This is a genomic window from Erythrobacter sp. A6_0, assembly GCF_017744235.1.
Lineage (GTDB): Bacteria > Pseudomonadota > Alphaproteobacteria > Sphingomonadales > Sphingomonadaceae > Qipengyuania.
In genome coordinates this window covers 394,438-411,882 of record NZ_JAGHQR010000003.1, presented here as the reverse complement: position 1 = coordinate 411,882, position 17,445 = coordinate 394,438, and the positions used below count along the sequence as shown (strand labels likewise).

Sequence of the window (17,445 nt, the reverse complement as noted above, 5' to 3'; positions counted from 1 at the left end):
ATGTCATGCGGTCATGCTTCCTGACGCTGCTCTGCGTCGCTCCTCTTGTCGGCACGCCCGCTTCGGCGCAGGAAAGTTTGTCGCTCGCCCCGTCGAGCAAGTGGGTGCTCGAATACGAGAAGGAACGGTGCCGCATCGGGCGCTTCTTCGGCGAAGGCGATGAGCGGACGGTGCTGTTCTTCGAACAATATGCACCCGATTCGCAGCTGCGCTGGATCGTCGCGGGCAGACCGCTGAAGAAATTGCGGAAGAATTTCGAAGCCAGGTGGCGCTACGGCTCGACGGGAGAATGGACGGAGGTTTCGGTCCGTGGGATGTCTCTGGACGGATATGGCACCGCGCTGACCAGCGATGGCGAAATTGCGGACGAGCGGACCGACCGCCCCCAGCCCGCAGTGGAAGATCGCGCACGCAAGCTCGGGCTCCCAAGCCTCGATCCCGAGCGGGTGGACGGCCTCACCTCGCTCGAAATCGACGCGCCCCGGGTTGGCACAATCGCGCTTGAGACCGGCGCGCTCGCTCCGCTTTTCCGGTCGATGAATGCGTGCATGAACGATCTCGTCACCTCCTGGGGTGTCGATCTCGATCGGCATGCGAAACGGGCCGTCGGCCCGCGCCTCACGAACCTGCCGCTGATCGAGCGCATCCTGATCGACCAGTATCCGGATCGGGCGCTTCGCAACGGCGAACAGGCCGATCTGCATCTGCGCGTCATGGTGGATGCAAATGGCGCGGTCACGAAGTGCGTGGTTACCAACATGACCGTGGCCCAAAGCTTCGGCGACGCGGCCTGTATGGACATCAGGCAGCGCGCGATCTTCGAACCGGCGATCGACGAGGACGGGCAGCCCATGGCGTCTTTTCACACGACCCGGCTGCGCTACACGATGCGTTCGGGGCCGATGTATACCTGGCCCAGCTAAGTCACTCCGCCAGAGCGGTCAGAACAGCCCGCTCACCAGATGGATCGTCACGCCCACCAGCCCGCCGACCAGCGTGCCGTTGATGCGGATGAATTGGAGATCGCGGCCGACGGCGCCTTCGACGCGATCGGTCAGAGTGCGCGCGTCCCAGCGGCGCACGGTTTCCGACACCAGCTGGACGATCTGATCGCCATAGCGCGTGGCGATGCCCACCGCCGTCCTGCGGGCAAAGCGATTGATCTGCTGCTGCAATCGCGGATCGTCGCGTAGGGCGGCGCCCAGCTCGCCCAGCGTCTGCCCGATATAGCCGCCGCTGCCGCCCGAAGAACGGATGCTGTCGATCAGGCGGGCCCGCACCCGCTCCCACACACCCTGCCACCATTCGCCCACCGCCGGATTGTTGATCAGCTCGGTCTTCATCCGCTCAACCCGCGCCTGCATTTCGGCATCATGGCGCAGGCCGTGGGCCAGATCCTGCAGGCCTTCCTCGATCTTGTCGCGCAGCGGATGATCGGGATCGACCAGCACTTCGGCCAGGAGCTTGTAGAGGCCGTCGATCACCGAGGTCGCCAGTCTTTCGTCGAGGCCGGTGAAGCGCAGCACTGCGTTGGCGCGTTTCGACACCATGTCGCGCACCAATTCCTCATTGTCTTCGAGAACCAGACCCGCCCAGCGAATGATCTTGTCGATCAGGAGCTTGTGGCGTCCATCGGCGATCATGGCGTCGAGCATGCCGCCGATCAGCGGCGCGATGTCGAGCTTCTCGAGCTGGGCGGCGAGGCCAGCGCGCACCTGCGTTCCCAGGCGTTCGGGATCGAGCGATTCGAGCACTTCCACGAACAGTTCGCTCGCGCCCGCCCGGATGCGCGAATCGCGGCTCGATGTCGGATCGGACAGATAGCTGCCCACTGCGCCCGCCAGATTCATCGCACCCATGCGGCGCGCCACGACCTGCGCAGTCAGGAAGTTTTCGCGCAGGAAGCCCGCCATCGTATCGGCGATGCGATCCTTGTTTTCGGGAATGATGGCAGTGTGCGGGATCGGCAGGCCGAGCGGATGGCGGAACAGGGCCGTCACGGCGAACCAGTCTGCAAGGCCGCCCACCATCGCCGCTTCCGAAAAGGCGTGGACGAAGCCCCATGCGGGATGCGCGTCGAGATAGCGGCCCGACAGCACGAACACGAAGGCCATCAACACCAGGAGGCCCGTCGCGGTCCAGCGCATCCGGCGCGCGCGGTCCTGCGTCACGATCTCGCCGCGCACCACGCGTCGCAGGCCTGAAGGCTCCGTTCGCCCGCCATTGGGGTCACTCGGCAGGAGCAGTCTCCGCCTCGGTTCCGCCGTCTCGCTGGCCGTCCCGCTGGCCGTCCCGCTGATCGTCACCGGGACGATAGGTCAGGAAGCGATTGCGCATCCACGGGCCGAGCCGGCGCTCGATTCCGTCGGCGAGGCTGAAGCCTGCGGGCACGATCAGCAGCGTCAGGAGCGTCGACATAATCAGCCCTCCGATCACCATCGTGCCCATCGGCGCGCGCGATGCTCCGTCGCCAGAGCCGATATAGCCCGACAGCGAAACCGGAACCATGCCCGCCGTCATGGCGACGGTAGTCATCACGATCGGCTGGGCACGCTTATGGCCCGCATCCATGATCGCCTCGAACTTGCGCTGTCCCGCCGCCATCGCTTCGATGGCGAAATCGATCAGCAGGATCGAGTTCTTGGACACGATCCCGAGCAAAAGCAGCGTGCCGATATAGACCGGCATGGATTGCGGCTGGCCGGTAATCCAGACGAGGAAGATGCCGCCCAGCGGTGCCAGCAAGAGCGAGGTCATATTGACCAGCGGGCTCATCACGCGCTTGTAGAGCAGGACCAGCACCGCGAAGACGAGGAAGAACCCGGCCACGATGGCGACGATGAGGCTGCTGATCATCTCTTGCTGCCACTGGTCCTCGCCCACCACGTCGCGGATCACGCCTTGGGGCAGATCCTGAAGGATCGGCAATTCGTCGATCAGTTTCTGCGCATCGCCCTTGATCACGCCCTGGCCGAGATCGGCCCCCACCAGCACGCGGCGATTCTGGTTGTAGCGCTGGATCGTCGTCGGCCCCGAACCGAAGCTGATATCCGCCACGCGCGCCAGCGGCACGCTGCCGCCATTGCGGGTCTGGACGGGCAGATTCTCGATCGTGGTCAGGGATTCGCGCGACTGCTCGGGCAGTTTGACGCGGATCGGAATCTGGCGATCGGACAGGGAGAAGCGCGCGGCGTTCTGCTCGATCTCGCCCAGCGTCGCGATGCGGATCGTCTGGCTGATCGCGGCAGTCGTAACGCCCAGCTCGGCGGCGAGATCGGGGCGCGGCTCGATGATCAGTTCGGGCCGGTTGATATCGGCATTGATACGCGGCGCGACTAGGAGGTCGATCCCCTTCATCTGCTCGACCAGCGTCGCCGCCGTTTGTTCGAGCAGTTCGGGATCGGAGCCCGCCAGCATCACCGTTATGTCGCGCCCGCTGCCGAAACCGCCCGATTGCGAGGCAAAGCGGACGCGCGCATCTGGGATCTGTGCCAAGGTCGGCGCGAGATCGCGTTCGAATTCGACCGACTTCTTCTCGCGATCTTCCTTCAGCGTGATGTAAATCGTCGCCTGGCCTTCGCGCACGCGTTCCAGCGCGATCTCTACCTCGGGCTGTTCGTAAAGCAGTTTTGCGACCCGATCGGCCACGCGCTCGGTCGTCTCCAGCGTGGTGCCGGGCACCATCTCGATTTCGATCCGGCTGTTGTCGCTATCGGTCAGCGGCTGGAATTGCGATGGCGTTATGACGAACAAGAGCCCGGTCAGCAAAAGCGCTACGAAGCCCACGCCCAGCATCCACACACGGTGATCGTGCAGCCGCGCCCAGAGGCGGCGCATCATGAATTTCGACCAGGCGAGAAAACCGGTGCTGGCGCTGCTGAGCGATCCCAATACGGACCCGATTACCGCCGTCGCCAATAATCCCACGAAGAACGCCAGCGGCACGGCGATCAGCAGCGACAGCATGCCGAACATGAAGTTCAGCACCATGTCCCCGCCGTCCGCCATGAAGAAGGTCGTGATCACGAACCAGGCCGCTGCCAGCGCGGCGACGATCGACAGCGCGTAATAGGCAGGCTGCGCGGCGACATCGGCATAGGTTGCCCGCATCCGCTTGGCCTTGTCATGGTCGAGCGACCAGTCGAGCACGCGCATATAGCGGTCCATCATCGCGCCCTCGCCATGTTCGGCATGGCCGTGCGCTTTCAGGAAATAGGCCGCAAGCATCGGCGTGATCATGCGCGCGACCGCGAGCGACATCAGCACCGCGATGACGACGGTGATGCCGAAATTCTTGAAGAACTGGCCTGGAATGCCCGGCATCAGGCCGACGGGGAGGAAGACCGCCACGATGCAGAAGCTGGTCGCCACCACCGGCAGGCCGATCTCGTCCGCGGCGTCGATACTGGCCTGATAGGCGCTCTTGCCCATGCGCATGTGGCGTACGATGTTCTCGATCTCGACAATGGCATCGTCGACCAGAACGCCCGCCACCAGGCCCAGGGCGAGCAAGGAAAGCGTGTTCAGATTGAATCCGAGCAGATCCATGAACCAGAAGGTCGGGATCGCGGACAGCGGGATCGCCACGGCGGAAATCGCCGTCGCCCGCCAGTCGCGCAGGAAGAAGAACACGACGACCACGGCCAGGATCGCGCCTTCGATCATCGCCCGCATCGAGCTGGTATATTGTTCTTCGGTGTATTCGACCGTGTTGAACAGCGGGATGAAGCGGATGCCGGGATTTTCCGCTTCGATCGCGGCGATTTCCTCTTCTGCGGCGGCGAAGACGGTGACGTCGGAGGCGCCCTTGGCGCGGCTCATGCCGAAATTGACGACTTCGCGATCGCGCACCTTGCTGATCGAGGTCCGCTCCGAATACCCGTCGCGCACGGTGGCGACATCGGCCAGACGCACCGACGTGCCGTTGCCGAGCTGAATCTGGCGCTGGCTCAGTTCATAGGCTGTTTCGGTGCTGCCGAGCACGCGAACCGACTGGCGCGTGCCGCCGACCTCGGTGGCGCCGCCCGCCGCATCGATATTGGTCTGGCGCAGGACCTGATTGATCTGGCTCGCTGTGATTCCATACGCCTGCATCCGCGGCAGATCGAGAATCACCTCGATCTCGCGATCAACGCCTGCGAAGCGATTGACCTCGGCCATGCCCTCGACCGAGAGCAGGCGTTTCGCGATCGTGTCGTCGATGAACCAGCTCAACTGCTCGATCGTCATATCGTCGGCTTCGACAGCATAGATCGCCAGGAAGCCGCCGGAAATTTCCTGCTTGGTGACGCGCGGTTCCAGAATGCCGTCCGGCAGGCTGCCGCGGATCGTGTCGATCGCATTCGCGACCTCGACCGCCGCGTCATTGGGATCGGTCCCGATTTCGAATTCGACGAAAGTGTTGGAATTGCCCTCGCTCGCCGTGGAATTGAGCGATTTGACTCCGTTGATCGAGCGGATCGCCGATTCGACGCGCTGGGTGATCTGGTTTTCGATTTCCGTCGGCGCGGCGCCCGGCTGCGAGATCGAGACGCTGACCGCGGGAAATTCGACGTCGGGATTATTCACGACGTCCATCTGCGCGAAGCTGAGGATGCCTGCGAGCAGCAGCGCGGTGAACGCCACCAGCGGGATCACGGGATTGCGGATCGACCAGGCGGAGATGTTGCGAAAGTTCATAACGTTACTCGATCGGGCTCGGTCTTGCCGGGCATCAGCGCGCCAGCTGCGGGCGAACGGTCTCGCCCTCGGTCAGGAAGCCGCCGGCGCGCAGCACGATGCGCTCGCGCCCCGTCAGGCCGCTATCGATGACGATTCCCTGCGGCGTGACCATGCCGGTTTCCACCCGGCGAATCTGCGCGGTATCGTCGGAATCGACGACATAGACATACGGGCCTTCGTCGTCGGACAGGACCGCGCTTTCGGGGAGGATCGGCGCGACCACCGTGCCGCTCTGCAATTCGGCGGTGGCGAAGCCGCCGGGGCGAAGACCCTCGGCATAGGAAAGGGCGATGCGAACCGTGCCCTGACGGTTCTGGGGGTCGATCACGGGCGAAACCTGCCAGACCCGCCCGGTGAAGGAGCGGTCCGATCCTGTAGGTGTCACAGTCGCGGGTGCACCGACACCGATGCTCGCAAGCTGGGTTTCGCCGACGGAAGCCAGCATTTCCATCTCGCCGCCGCGCGCCAGCACGAACAGGGCGCCCGATCCCGCGCCGACCACGGCGCCGGGTTCGACATTGCGGTCCAGCACCAGGCCCGCTGCGGGCGCGACGATGTTCAACCGGTCGTTGCGCGCCTGCAATTCGCCGACCTGCGCTTCGGCCACGCGGAGCCGCGCGACCGCACTATCGCGCGTCGCAGTCAGCCGATCGACATCCGCTTTCGAGACGAAGCCGCGCTCCACCAGCTGAAGCGCGCGGTCGAGATTGGCCTGGGCCAGATTGGCTTCGGATCGTGCGACCTCGATCTGCGCGCGGCCGCTGCGGACCTGCTGATTCTGCACCGAACGGTCGATGGTTGCGAGGACCTGGCCCTGGCGTACCCAGTCGCCCGCTTCGACCGCGACCGAAACCACCCGACCCCCTTCGCCAACCACGCCGACCGGCGTTTCGCGCCGCGCGGCGAGCGTGCCTGTGGCGGTAATCGTCCCTTCAACGGTAGTCTGGCCGGGGGCGATGACAGTGACGGTCGGCAATTGCGAATTGGGATCCGACGGGGGCGCGCTGTCCGCACCGAAGCTGCGCCAGGCGAAAAAGCCCGCAATGGCGACGGCCACGATGAGAAGGACGATGATAAGGCGGCGACGGCTGCTCCGGCTTTCCGCCGTATCGTCCACATCCATCGCATCGGCTTCGCCGGCCTGGGCGGTCGCATACGGTCGGCTGTCGGAGCCCTTGACGGTGGTTTCGTAATTCATCGGATCGCTCGTCCAGCCTCGCTTCAATGGCGGGTGTGTTATACGGATAAGTCAGCCACCGCAAGCCATCGCCGTGGCTTCGGGAGCCGGGCATGCCGCTGCGTTAGTGCACAATGCCGTACTCCTCGCGCGAAGATAGGGCAATGCGATGCTCGACAGGGGGGCCATTCCTTCCTGCCAACGACAAACGGCCGATACGCGACTGGCACGCGAAAAAGGGCGGCGGTCCGCGAAGACCGCCGCCCTTTCATGAGCCGTATGGCGCGGGTGCGATTAGCGCACGCGACCGCGCTGGATCAGATTGACGATCGCAAGCAGCACGATCGCGCCGACAATGGCGATGATGAGGCCGGTCAGCGAGAATTCCTGAACGCTGCCGCCCACACCCAGAAGCGGACCCGCGATCGCGTTGCCGATGACCGAGCCGATGCAGCCGACGACGATATTCCAGAAGATACCCATCGAAGCATCGCGGTTCATCACCATGCTCGCGAGCCAGCCAGCGACGCCGCCGACGATAAGAGCGATAATCCAACCCATAACAATCCTCCTGTTCAAATCCGCCGCCGGATCGCACCACAATGTGCGTCTCGATCATGCGGTGATCCGCGGGGGAGCGCGGAAGTCATGCTTGAACAGGCTTCGAAACGACGAAAGGTTCCCCGAGCTCTCGCTCCGGAAACCTCTCGGACCGCGAAACGGCGGTTTTCGGTCAGTATTTCAATTGGCGTTCGTAGAGATCGCGATAGTGCTGGATCCGGGTTACTCTGAGGCCCTGCATTCCCGAACGATCGACGGCGCGCTGCCAGGAGGCGAATTCTTCCAGCGTGAGGTCATAGCGTTCGAGCACTTCGTCGATCGTCAGCAGGCCGCCATTGACCGCCGCAACCACTTCGGCCTTTCGCCTTACCACCCAGCGCTTGGTCTTGGGCGAGGGAAGATCCGCCAGCGAAAGCGGCTCGCCGAGCGGGCCGATTACCTGTGCGGGGCGGATATCCTGGTTCTGCATCATGTATCGTCTCTATCGCCAAGCGCCGCGTCGTTTGCGACTGCAACCGGTCTACGCCTGCTGAATTTGCCACGGCTTAAAACATCGTGGTTAACGCCCCGTTTGTCGTCACGATCCTTTCGCCCGGTTTCGCCCGCCACTGGCTCACCGCACGGCGCTTCACCGAGATGGACGCTGAACGCGGTAAAGTTTGCGGGGCGGGGTCGCGACAATTCGCGTCGCAGCTCGCGAGTCGCTTCCAGCCGCGCGACCAGATCGGTCCAGCGCAGATGGCGGAGAACCGACGATTCCTGGGCTTCGTCCAGCCCGGATGGTTTGATGTGCCCCTCGAACATGGCCTCAGTCTATAGGGCCGCGTGGTAAACGATCCGTGAAACCCAAGTTGGCTCGGGCGAACGGGCGTGCGGGCGGTTTCGCAAACCGGCTGCGACGTGTAAGGGCCGCCGGATCATGAACGCCCCAGTTTCCTTCCCTTCCCCATCCCTCGCGCCCGAGCGCGCAGCCGCCCTGTTCGATCTTCCCCGCGCGGCTGCCGACTGTACGATCGTGGTTGCGATGTCGGGCGGAGTCGACAGTTCGGTCGTCGCTGCGCTTGCCGCCGCGAGCGGTGCGCGCGTGATCGGCATCACCTTGCAGCTTTACGATTACGGCGCGGCGACGGGTCGCAAGGGCGCATGCTGCGCGGGCGACGATATCGCCGATGCGCGCGCCGTAGCCGACCGACTCGGCATCGCCCATTACGTCCACGACCATGAAAGCGCCTTTCGCGAGGATGTGGTCGAAACCTTTGCCGACGAATATCTCGCCGGGCGCACGCCGGTGCCCTGCATCCGCTGCAATATGGGTCCGAAATTCACCGATCTGTTCGCGATGGCGCGCGAGCTGGGGGCGGATTGCCTCGCCACCGGCCATTACGTGCGCCGGGTGATGGGCGAAGCGGGGCCCGAACTGCACCGCGCACACGATCCGGCGCGCGACCAGTCCTATTTCCTCTATGCGACGACCGAGGATCAGCTCGCCTATTTGCGCTTTCCGCTTGGCGGCTTGCCCAAAAGCGAGGTGCGTGAACTGGCCGAAGCGGCAGGCCTGCGCAACGCGGCCAAGCCCGACAGTCAGGATATCTGCTTCGTGCCCGACGGCGATTACGCCAAGATCGTCAAGAAGATGCGCCCCGAAGGCGGCGTGGCGGGCGCGATCGTCCATGCGGAAACCGGAGAGACGCTCGGCGAGCACAGGGGCGTGGTCCATTACACGGTCGGCCAGCGCCGGGGCCTGGAGATCGGCGGTCAGCCCGAACCGCTCTACGTGGTCGGTATCGATGCGGACGCCCGCGAGGTTCGCGTCGGACCCAAGCGCCTGCTCGCCGTTGGGTCCGCACGGATCGTCGAGACGAATCGCATCGGCCCGCTGCCGTCTGGGCAGTTGACCGCCAAGGTCCGCAGTCTCGCCAAGCCGGTTCCGGTAACGCTCGAAGGCCCGCTGGGCGACGACGCGGCGGTCACGATCCGCTTCGCCAATCCAGAATACGGCGTTGCACCGGGCCAGGCCGCCGTCCTCTATCACGGTGAGCGCGTAGTCGGCGGCGGCTGGATCGATTCGACCGAGCCTGCATGAGCCGACGCGGCGCGCCGCGCGGCAAACCCATGCCGCCGCTTGCGCTGATCCTGCTAGCAGCCTTCATCGCGATACCCTTCGTCCTCTATTTCGTCCCCAATCGCTGGTGGTACGGCGGCCCGCCGCCGCGTTTGGTTGTGGAAATGCTTGCGCCGGGCGTGACGGCGGATGCGCCCCCGACAGTCGGGATGCGCCTGGAGCCTTCGGGATTCGGCACCGTCACCGACGCACCGAGAGTCTTGGCGGAACGTGCCCCTCCCGGCAGCATGATCGGACAGACCTCAGGCGATACCATCGCTCCCGACGTCGCGCGCTTCTTGCGCGGCGTACCTCGGGAGCGGTGGGAGAATGTCCCCGAAAAGCGGATTACGGTCTGTACCCTCGAAGGACCGCCATCCTATTCCGGCCGTATCGTGCTGATCGACGGCTGCCTGCGCTTTCAGGACGCAAGATCCGATCGGCCCGGCCCTTTGGTCCTCGGCATCCCCAGCGTCCACCGCGATCGCGCAGGCTATCTTGCCGTGGGGATGCGCAATGGTGGCGAGGAGTACGAAATGAGGGTCGGCGAGCCGGAAGGCGTATTTCTGGCGGTCGGCTGCTCAAAGGACCAACCCATTCAGGCCCCACCCGATGTGGCCCGTGCCTGCGGCGTCGATACGATGCGCCGCTTACAGACGATCAAGCGCAGGCCGATCTGTTCGGCGGAGGATCGAGCGCAAATCGAGCAATATCGAAGGGAAAGCGGCTTAACCGCGGAACTGAATGAAGCCGCAAAGCATGCCTGCCGGGAACAAAGAACGCCCGAACGCCTCTGCCCCCCTCCGATGCCGCCAATACCTCCGCCGCCGAATCTGTCGGACTGCCGCATCGAACCGCCTCAGTCCTCCCAGGGGTCAAGCACGCAGCCATAGCCTTCTTTATATCGTGCGGTCGCGCTGGCCATCAGGGGGACGCTGGCCGTGACGCTGCGCGCGTCTTCGTCCTCGCTCAGCGAGACCATTTCCATCCCATCGAGCTTGTCCTTCTCGCAATCCTCCAGGCTGCGCCCTGCGACCTGGCGGCACGAGCAGGCGACGCGCGCGGCATAGGCGGTGCCGGCCTCGGCATTGCCGCTGAAACTGTCGCGCACATACCACCACCCCAGCGCCAGCAGCACGAGCGCTGCCAGAGCGATCCACGGCCATGCGCGGCGCTTCTGCGTCGTGCGGGATTTAGGCGTTGCCAAGCGGGAAATCTCCGTGCGAGTGAGCCGCAATGATCGTGCGGCCCAAGCCCCTTATCGCCTCCCTCGCCCTTGCCACAACCCTCGCCTTCGCCCTCACCGGGTGCGGCGATGCGGAGCCGGTGGGCGAGCCGCCGTTGAGCGAGGAAGCGCTTGGCGCGATCAAGGAAAACCCCGGCGCGCCGACCCGCCAGCTTGCCCGTCAGGTGGACGATCTGTTCACGATGGAGGGGTTGGGAGAAACGCGCGCCGTCGTCCTGATGCATGGCGGCACGATCGCGGCGGAACGCTATGCGCCGGGCTACGACGCGGACACGCGCTTCGTCAGCTGGTCGATGGCGAAGACGATTACGGCGGTGATGATCGGCATGCTGGTGGCCGACGGGCGGTTGCGATTGGACGAGCCCGCCCCCGTTCCCGGCTGGCAGCGCCCCGGCGATCCGCGCAGCGAGATCACGCTGCGGCACTTGCTGCAGATGCGTTCGGGCCTCGATCATACCGAAGCGGGCCCGGTTCCGAACGAATCGAGCGAAGTCCGGATGCTGTTCCTCGACGGGCGCGACGATATGGCCGGCTGGGCGGAGGAACAGCCGCTTGAGGCCGAGCCGGGCAGCAAGTTCGAGTATTCGAGCAACACCACCGTCATCCTCGCCGATATCGCGGCGCGGGCGCTGACCGATAGCGAGGATCCCGATATCCGGCGCCGGGCCGTGGCGACCTATCTCCAGGCGCGGCTGTTCGAACCGCTGGCGATGACATCCATCGTGCCCGAATTCGACGCAGCGGGCACGCTCATCGGCGGCAGCCTGATGCATGCGACCGCGCGCGATTATGCCCGGTTCGGCGATTTCCTGCGCAACAAGGGCTCCTATCGCGGGACCCAACTGGTCCCGCGCGCCTGGGTGGAAAAGATGGTGACGCCCAGTCCGGAAAGTCCGCAATACGGTTTCCAGACCTGGCTCAACCGCCCGGTAAAAGGCATGACCGGGGCCGAACACCCGCTCTTCCCCGACCGCGCGCCGCATTCGCTGTTCGCGATGATCGGCCATATGGGCCAGTATGTCCTGATCTCGCCGAGCAAGAAGGTGACGATGGTCCGCCTGGGCCATTCCGACGCGCCCCAGCGCGAAGCGATGCTGCAACAGGCCGCCGATGTGATCGAACTGTATCCGGAAAGCTGAGCGTTTCCCGTCAGGGTAGCCGGAAGGTTCCCTCCACCACCGTCACGCACTGGCCGCCCAGAATGGCGCGGTCGCCTTCCAGACGGCAGGTCATCCTGCCGCTGCGGGCGGAAGCCTGAAAGGCCGTGAATTCGGAGCGTCCCAATCGCTCGACCCAGAATGGCGTCAGCACCGCATGAGCGCCGCCCGTTACGGGATCTTCGTCGATCCCGCCGCCGGGCACGAAGACGCGGCTGACTATGTCGGTCTCCTCGCCCCGTGCGCTACAGATGAATAGATTGGTACCCAGCGCCTTCAGGCCGCGAAAATCGGGATCCAGCGCGCGGATTGCGGCTTCGTCGGGATAGAGGAAGACCTCGTACCCATCGGCATTGCGCCATACCTCCTCGATCGGGCCACCCAGAAGCGCCGCCGCCTCGTCCCAAGCGGATTTTTCCGTGCGGATGGCAGGCAGGCCGAGTTCATAGCCCGAATCGCTGCGCGCCACCTCCAGCACGCCCGCTTTGCGGGTGCGAAACGTGATTCTTTCGCCGCCGTCGCGTTCCAGCAGCACATGGCCGCTCGCCAGCGTGGCGTGGCCGCACAGGCGGATCTCCATCGTCGGCGTGAACCAGCGCAGTTCCCAGTCCGCCTCACCCGTCTCGTCCTTCACGAGGAAGGCGGTCTCGGCGAAATTGTTCTCTTCCGCGATCGCCAGCAGGGTCGCATCGTCGAGCCATTGGTCGAGCGGCATCACCGCCGCCTGATTGCCTGCGAACGGGCGATCGGCAAAGGCATCGACATGCCAATAGGGCAGGCGGATCATGGGCGCTTCTCCAGTTTCTCGAATTCATTGGCTTCGACGAGCGTGTTGCCCGGCGCATCGATTTGGCCGCGCGGATCGATGTGGACGAACAGTTCGAGACCGGGAAACGTCTGTTCCAGATCGTTCTCGACGCGCTCCAGCATGTCGTGCGCCTCGCGCACGGTCAGGTCCGGGTCCATTTCGATATGGAATTGTGCGATATCGATATCGCCCGCCGTGCGCGTTCTGAGATCGTGGAGGCGCGAGAATCCGTCATGGCGCGCGACCACCTCGACCAGGCGGCGGCGTTTGTCCTCGGGCCATTCGGCGTCCATCAGATGCTCGATCGCCTCGCTGCCCGCGCGCCACGCGCTGCGCACCAGCCAGACCGCGATCAGAAGGCCGAATATTGGGTCCGCGCCGTTGAGGCCCAGAAGATCGTCGAGCACCAACGCTGCGATCACGGCGAGGTTCAGCAGCAGGTCCGACTGGTAATGCGCGAAATCGGCGCGGATCGCGACAGACCGGGTGCGCGAGATCACGTAACGTTGCCAGGCGAGCAGTCCGAACGTCGCCAGAATCGCGATGACCGAAACCGCGATGCCTTCCCCCGCCGCCTCGACCTCCTGTCCTCCGAGCAGATGTTCGCCCGCTCTCAGCGCGATACCCGCCGCCGACACCGCGATCAGCATAACCTGAACCATCGCGGCCACCGCTTCCGCCTTGCCGTGACCAAAACGGTGATTGTGATCGGCGGGCTTGCTGGCGAACCAGACCGCGAACAGCGTGATCCCGCTGGCGAGGAGGTCGAGAGTCGAATCGGCGAGGCTGCCGAGCATCGCGGTCGATCCCGTCCGCCAGCTCGCCCACGCCTTGAGCGCCACCAGAAGCAGCGCAACCGTGATCGAGGCGATCGCGGCGCTACGCGTCAGCAGCGCGCGATCGGGTGGCGTATTCTGCCTCACGGATAGAGCAGCGTGTCGGTCCAATCCGCGTCTGCTCCCGCGCGCTCGAACACGCGACGATCGTGCAGGCGATTGGGCCGGTCGAGCCAAAATTCGATGCGGCGCGGGGCGAGGCGGAAGCCCGTCCAGTGCGCGGGGCGCGGCACATCGCCTTCCGGGTATTGCTCCGCCAGATTCTCGATCCGGTCCAGATAGGTCTGGCGATCGGGCAGAGGCCGCGACTGGTCGCTCGCCGCCGAACCGATCTGCGAATCGTGCGCGCGCGAATGGAAATAGGCGTCGGCCTCGTCGGCGCTCACTTCGCTCAACGGCCCTTCGATGCGGATCTGGCGACGCAGGCTCTTCCAGTGAAACAGCAATGCGGCCTGCATATTGGCACGGATTTCCCGGCCCTTGCGGCTTTCGGCATTGGTGTAGAAGGTGAAGCCGTCTTCCGAGCGATCCTTCAAAAGCACCATGCGTACCGACGGCGCACCATCGGGCGTCGCGGTGGCCAGCGCCATGGCGTTGGGATCGTTGGGCTCGCCGGTGTGCGCTTCGGCGAACCAGTCTTCGAACAGGGCGAAGGGATCGGTCTGCGGAATGGCACTGCGATCTCTATCCATCGCTCGATCCTTTTGCTGCGATGCCCGGCGCCCTAGCGGCAGCTTGCGCCCGTGAAAAGCTCTGGACGCTTGCCCTTGGGCCCCGCCCCACCTAGCTGACACACCATGGCCGATCCCTATTCCACCCTCGGTGTCGCGCGCACCGCCTCCGAAGCGGAGATCAAGAGCGCCTATCGCAAGCTCGCCAAGGAGCTGCATCCCGACCGCAACAAGGACAATCCGAAAGCGGCGGAGCGATTCTCCGAAGTCACCAATGCCTACGATCTCCTGTCCGACAAGGACAAACGCGCCCGCTTCGACCGGGGCGAGATCGATGCCGACGGCAATCCCGCCAATCCGTTTGCGGGTATGGGTGGTGGCGGCATGGGAGGAGGCCGGGGCGGCTTCAACCCCGGCGGCCAGCGCGGCTTCCGCGCGGAAGACTTCCAGGGCTTCGGCGGTGGCGAGGAAGTCGATCTCGGCGACATTTTCGACGGACTGTTCGGCGGTGGCCGCCAGCGGGGCAATCCGAATATGGGTGGCGGAAATCCGTTCGGGCAAGGACGCCGCGCGCCGCCGCAGCAGAAGGGTGCCGACATCGCCTATCGCCTGCGCGTTCCCTTCGTGGATGCCGCAACCTTGAAGCAGCAGCGGATTACTCTGTCCGACGGCAAGACAATCGACCTGAAGCTGCCGAAGGGCGTCGAAAGCGGCACGCAGATGCGCCTCAAGGGCAAGGGCCAGCAAGGCCCCGGCGGCGCGGGCGATGGATTGGTGACGATCGAGATCGAGAGCCACAAGCTCTACCGCCGCGAAGGCGACGATGTGCGCTTCGACCTGCCGATCACGCTCGATGAAGCGGTGAACGGCGGCAAGGTCCGCGTTCCCACGGTGGATGGCCCGGTGATGATGACGATCCAGCCGGGCACCAGCGGCGGCACCAAGCTGCGCCTAAAGGGCAAGGGCTTTACAAACAAATCCGGCACGCGCGGCGATCAGTTGGTCACGCTCGAAATCCAGCTGCCCGAGGATCTCGGCGAGCTGGCGAACCGCCTCGAAGGATGGAAGGATACGGGCGACCCACGGGCCGGTCTCGGAGCGTAGGACTTGCCGCCCGGAAAACTTCCGCCCCCCGAGCACCGCGAGGTCCGGTCGCTTTCTCCCGAAGCGCGTCGCCAGCATGCCGAAACCCTGCAGGAACGCGTCGTCGACACAATCGGGCCCGGCACGCGCGCCTGGAATGTCGCCAAGCGTGCCGGGATCGGCACCTTCAACGACGGCTTCATCCATGCAGGCAACCTCGCCTATCTGGCGATGTTCTCGATCTTCCCCTTCTTCATTCTCGGCTCTGCGCTGTTTTCCCTGATCGGGGAGGAGAGCGAGCGGGCGGCAAGCATCAACGCGGTGCTCTATGCCCTCCCCCCGGTGGTCGGAAACGTGATCGAGCCGGTGGCGCGCGACGTGATCGAGGCGCGCAGCGGTTGGCTTCTGTGGTTCGGCGCCCTCGTCGCCCTGTGGACCGTGGGCAGCCTGATCGAGACGATCCGCGATATATTGCGCCGCGCCTATGGCACCGAACTGACCCATGCATTCTGGAAATACCGCTTGTTTTCGAGCGGCGTGATTCTCGGGGCAGTTCTGCTCTTGATGCTGTCGCTGATCGCGCAATTCGTGATCGGCGCGGCCCAGCAAGTCATCGACGCCTATTTCCCCGAACTGGTGGATCTGATCCAGGCGCTGCGCCTCTCGCGCATCGTGCCTGCGTTCGGCCTGTTCGGTTCGCTCTATCTCATATTCTTCACGCTCACTCCGTCGCGCTATCGCCATCGCCGCTATCCCAAATGGCCCGGCGTCCTGTTCACGACTTTGTGGTGGGTGGCTGTGACGACCCTGCTGCCGATGGTGTTGCGCAGCTTCTTCACTTACGACCTCACCTATGGAAGCCTTGCCGGAATCATGGTGGCGCTATTCTTCTTCTGGCTGGTCGGGCTCGGAGTGGTTATCGGAGCCGAATTGAACGCCGCGCTGGCGGAAACGCCCGAGGAAGAGATCAAATCCCTCGGCCATGACGACGATGATCGGCGCGCCGCGCTCGAACGGGACATGGCGGAGGAACGCGAATTGGAAAAGGACGAAGCATGAGCGGATTGATGGCCGGAAAACGCGGCCTGATCATGGGCCTGGCCAACGACAAATCGCTGGCCTGGGGCATTGCCAAGGAATTGGCCGACCAGGGCGCGGAAATCGCGTTCTCCTATCAGGGCGAAGCGCTGAAGAAGCGCGTCGAACCGCTTGCCGCGCAGCTCGGCAGCGATTTCGTCTTCGAATGCGACGTGTCGGACATGGATGCGCTCGACCGGGCCTTCGACAGTCTGAAAAAACGGTGGGAGACTATCGATTTCGTCGTCCACGCGATCGGCTTTTCAGACAAGAACGAATTGCGCGGCAAATATGTCGACACCAGCCTCGACAATTTCCTGATGACGATGAACATCTCGGCCTACAGCCTCGTCGCGGTGGCCAAACGCGCGGCCGACATGATGCCAGAAGGCGGATCGATCCTGACCCTGACCTATTACGGTGCGGAAAAGGTCATTCCGCATTACAACGTGATGGGCGTCGCCAAGGCTGCGCTGGAAACAAGCGTCCAGTATCTCGCCAACGATTTGGGCCCCAAGAACATCCGCGTCAACGCGATCAGTGCGGGGCCCATCAAGACCCTCGCGGCAAGCGGCATCGGCGATTTCCGCTACATCCTGAAATGGAACGAGCTGAATTCACCGCTGCGCCGCAACGTCACGATCGAGGACGTCGGTGGCGCCGGTCTGTACCTGCTCTCGCGCCTGTCATCCGGCGTGACGGGCGAAACGCATCATGTCGATGCCGGCTATCATGTGGTGGGCATGAAGCAGGAAGATGCGCCGGATATCGGATTGGTTTGAAACAAGAGGTGTTTTTCGTTCATTTACCGTCCGATAGATTGCAGGTAAGCCTCCCCACTTCCCGCCAAACGATCTTGGTCAAAAGCAGTCGTGTCGAATATATCAAAAGTTGAAACTTACGCGGGCCGGTTGTTTTCCTCCGCCGTCAGAGACTTACTCGCGCTTGACCGCTGGAAAAAGCGTGCGCTCGTCTTGTCTGCCGACGCAGTGACCTGTGCGCTTTCT

At 64.2% G+C, this 17,445-nt stretch carries 17 protein-coding genes; 7 read left to right on the top strand and 10 right to left on the bottom strand.

Going from position 1 to position 17,445, the window contains the following annotated elements; all coding sequences use genetic code 11:
• Positions 1-5: 5 nt before the first annotated feature.
• Positions 6-923, top strand: a complete 918-nt coding sequence (locus J7347_RS10845) for a TonB family protein (protein ID WP_209162034.1) — start codon at positions 6-8, stop codon at positions 921-923.
• Between the two features lie 18 nt (positions 924-941).
• Here J7347_RS10845 and J7347_RS10840 read toward each other — a convergent pair whose 3' ends face one another.
• From J7347_RS10840 to J7347_RS10815, 6 genes are all read right to left on the bottom strand, one after another.
• Positions 942-2,147 (bottom strand): DUF445 domain-containing protein, encoded by a 1,206-nt coding sequence (locus J7347_RS10840; RefSeq protein ID WP_209162121.1) that lies wholly within the window; start codon positions 2,145-2,147, stop codon positions 942-944.
• An 82-nt stretch (positions 2,148-2,229) separates the two neighbouring features.
• A complete protein-coding gene (locus J7347_RS10835) occupies positions 2,230-5,679 on the bottom strand; it encodes an efflux RND transporter permease subunit (protein ID WP_209162033.1) in 3,450 nt (1,149 codons plus the stop codon).
• A gap of 34 nt (positions 5,680-5,713) precedes the next feature.
• Positions 5,714-6,946 (bottom strand): efflux RND transporter periplasmic adaptor subunit, encoded by a 1,233-nt coding sequence (locus J7347_RS10830; protein WP_245174007.1) that lies wholly within the window; start codon positions 6,944-6,946, stop codon positions 5,714-5,716.
• Positions 6,947-7,192: 246 nt separating this feature from the next.
• Positions 7,193-7,459 carry a GlsB/YeaQ/YmgE family stress response membrane protein gene (locus J7347_RS10825; protein ID WP_067684790.1) on the bottom strand — a complete coding sequence of 89 codons (267 nt, stop codon included), beginning with the start codon at positions 7,457-7,459 and terminating at the stop codon, positions 7,193-7,195.
• A 172-nt stretch (positions 7,460-7,631) separates the two neighbouring features.
• A complete protein-coding gene (locus J7347_RS10820) occupies positions 7,632-7,931 on the bottom strand; it encodes a DUF1153 domain-containing protein (protein ID WP_067684792.1) in 300 nt (99 codons plus the stop codon).
• Positions 7,928-8,263 carry a hypothetical protein gene (locus J7347_RS10815; protein ID WP_209162032.1) on the bottom strand — a complete coding sequence of 112 codons (336 nt, stop codon included), beginning with the start codon at positions 8,261-8,263 and terminating at the stop codon, positions 7,928-7,930. The genes J7347_RS10820 and J7347_RS10815 overlap by 4 nt, the downstream gene beginning before the upstream one ends.
• A gap of 115 nt (positions 8,264-8,378) precedes the next feature.
• Between J7347_RS10815 and mnmA the strand changes: the two genes are divergently transcribed.
• The gene (gene mnmA, locus J7347_RS10810; protein ID WP_209162031.1) at positions 8,379-9,542 is read left to right on the top strand and encodes a tRNA 2-thiouridine(34) synthase MnmA; all 1,164 of its coding nucleotides are present in this window, start codon (positions 8,379-8,381) and stop codon (positions 9,540-9,542) included.
• Positions 9,539-10,453: a hypothetical protein gene (locus J7347_RS10805; RefSeq protein ID WP_209162030.1), complete on the top strand. Its 915-nt coding sequence runs from the start codon at positions 9,539-9,541 to the stop codon at positions 10,451-10,453. The genes mnmA and J7347_RS10805 overlap by 4 nt, the downstream gene beginning before the upstream one ends.
• Here the strand turns inward: J7347_RS10805 and J7347_RS10800 are convergent.
• Positions 10,420-10,767, bottom strand: a complete 348-nt coding sequence (locus J7347_RS10800) for a hypothetical protein (protein ID WP_209162029.1) — start codon at positions 10,765-10,767, stop codon at positions 10,420-10,422. The two genes, J7347_RS10805 and J7347_RS10800, sit on opposite strands and share 34 nt — an antisense overlap.
• 29 nt (positions 10,768-10,796) lie before the next feature.
• Between J7347_RS10800 and J7347_RS10795 the strand changes: the two genes are divergently transcribed.
• Positions 10,797-11,945: a serine hydrolase gene (locus J7347_RS10795; protein WP_209162028.1), complete on the top strand. Its 1,149-nt coding sequence runs from the start codon at positions 10,797-10,799 to the stop codon at positions 11,943-11,945.
• 10 nt (positions 11,946-11,955) lie between these two features.
• On the opposite strand, the gene J7347_RS10790 is transcribed toward J7347_RS10795, so the two are convergent.
• From J7347_RS10790 to pdxH, 3 genes are read right to left on the bottom strand one after another with little or no spacing between them, the layout of a single operon-like run.
• Complete coding sequence (locus J7347_RS10790) at positions 11,956-12,750, bottom strand: PhzF family phenazine biosynthesis protein (protein ID WP_209162027.1); 795 nt, start codon at positions 12,748-12,750, stop codon at positions 11,956-11,958.
• Positions 12,747-13,694, bottom strand: a complete 948-nt coding sequence (locus J7347_RS10785) for a cation diffusion facilitator family transporter (RefSeq protein ID WP_209162026.1) — start codon at positions 13,692-13,694, stop codon at positions 12,747-12,749. The genes J7347_RS10790 and J7347_RS10785 overlap by 4 nt, the downstream gene beginning before the upstream one ends.
• Positions 13,691-14,299, bottom strand: a complete 609-nt coding sequence (gene pdxH, locus J7347_RS10780; RefSeq protein ID WP_209162025.1) for a pyridoxamine 5'-phosphate oxidase — start codon at positions 14,297-14,299, stop codon at positions 13,691-13,693. Before pdxH ends, J7347_RS10785 begins: the two co-directional genes overlap by 4 nt.
• A 105-nt stretch (positions 14,300-14,404) precedes the next feature.
• Here pdxH and J7347_RS10775 point away from each other — a divergent pair, with 105 nt between their 5' ends.
• Genes J7347_RS10775 through fabI form a run of 3 tightly spaced genes read left to right on the top strand, consistent with a single transcriptional unit; the run spans position 14,405 to position 17,220 of the window.
• Positions 14,405-15,382 carry a DnaJ C-terminal domain-containing protein gene (locus tag J7347_RS10775; protein WP_209162024.1) on the top strand — a complete coding sequence of 326 codons (978 nt, stop codon included), beginning with the start codon at positions 14,405-14,407 and terminating at the stop codon, positions 15,380-15,382.
• Positions 15,383-15,385: 3 nt separating this feature from the next.
• Complete coding sequence (locus tag J7347_RS10770) at positions 15,386-16,420, top strand: YihY/virulence factor BrkB family protein (RefSeq protein WP_067684813.1); 1,035 nt, start codon at positions 15,386-15,388, stop codon at positions 16,418-16,420.
• Positions 16,417-17,220 carry an enoyl-ACP reductase FabI gene (fabI, locus tag J7347_RS10765; protein ID WP_209162023.1) on the top strand — a complete coding sequence of 268 codons (804 nt, stop codon included), beginning with the start codon at positions 16,417-16,419 and terminating at the stop codon, positions 17,218-17,220. The genes J7347_RS10770 and fabI overlap by 4 nt, the downstream gene beginning before the upstream one ends.
• Positions 17,221-17,445 lie beyond the last annotated feature (225 nt).

Coding starts and splice junctions, on each gene's coding strand:
- J7347_RS10840 (WP_209162121.1), bottom strand. CDS start 2,147: ATGCGCTGGACCGCGACGGGCCTCCTGGTGTTGATGGCCTTCGTGTTC.
- J7347_RS10845 (WP_209162034.1), top strand. CDS start 6: ATGCGGTCATGCTTCCTGACGCTGCTCTGCGTCGCTCCTCTTGTCGGC.
- J7347_RS10835 (WP_209162033.1), bottom strand. CDS start 5,679: ATGAACTTTCGCAACATCTCCGCCTGGTCGATCCGCAATCCCGTGATC.
- J7347_RS10775 (WP_209162024.1), top strand. CDS start 14,405: ATGGCCGATCCCTATTCCACCCTCGGTGTCGCGCGCACCGCCTCCGAA.
- J7347_RS10825 (WP_067684790.1), bottom strand. CDS start 7,459: ATGGGTTGGATTATCGCTCTTATCGTCGGCGGCGTCGCTGGCTGGCTC.
- J7347_RS10795 (WP_209162028.1), top strand. CDS start 10,797: ATGATCGTGCGGCCCAAGCCCCTTATCGCCTCCCTCGCCCTTGCCACA.
- mnmA (WP_209162031.1), top strand. CDS start 8,379: ATGAACGCCCCAGTTTCCTTCCCTTCCCCATCCCTCGCGCCCGAGCGC.
- J7347_RS10790 (WP_209162027.1), bottom strand. CDS start 12,750: ATGATCCGCCTGCCCTATTGGCATGTCGATGCCTTTGCCGATCGCCCG.
- J7347_RS10815 (WP_209162032.1), bottom strand. CDS start 8,263: ATGTTCGAGGGGCACATCAAACCATCCGGGCTGGACGAAGCCCAGGAA.
- pdxH (WP_209162025.1), bottom strand. CDS start 14,299: ATGGATAGAGATCGCAGTGCCATTCCGCAGACCGATCCCTTCGCCCTG.
- J7347_RS10805 (WP_209162030.1), top strand. CDS start 9,539: ATGAGCCGACGCGGCGCGCCGCGCGGCAAACCCATGCCGCCGCTTGCG.
- J7347_RS10820 (WP_067684792.1), bottom strand. CDS start 7,931: ATGATGCAGAACCAGGATATCCGCCCCGCACAGGTAATCGGCCCGCTC.
- fabI (WP_209162023.1), top strand. CDS start 16,417: ATGAGCGGATTGATGGCCGGAAAACGCGGCCTGATCATGGGCCTGGCC.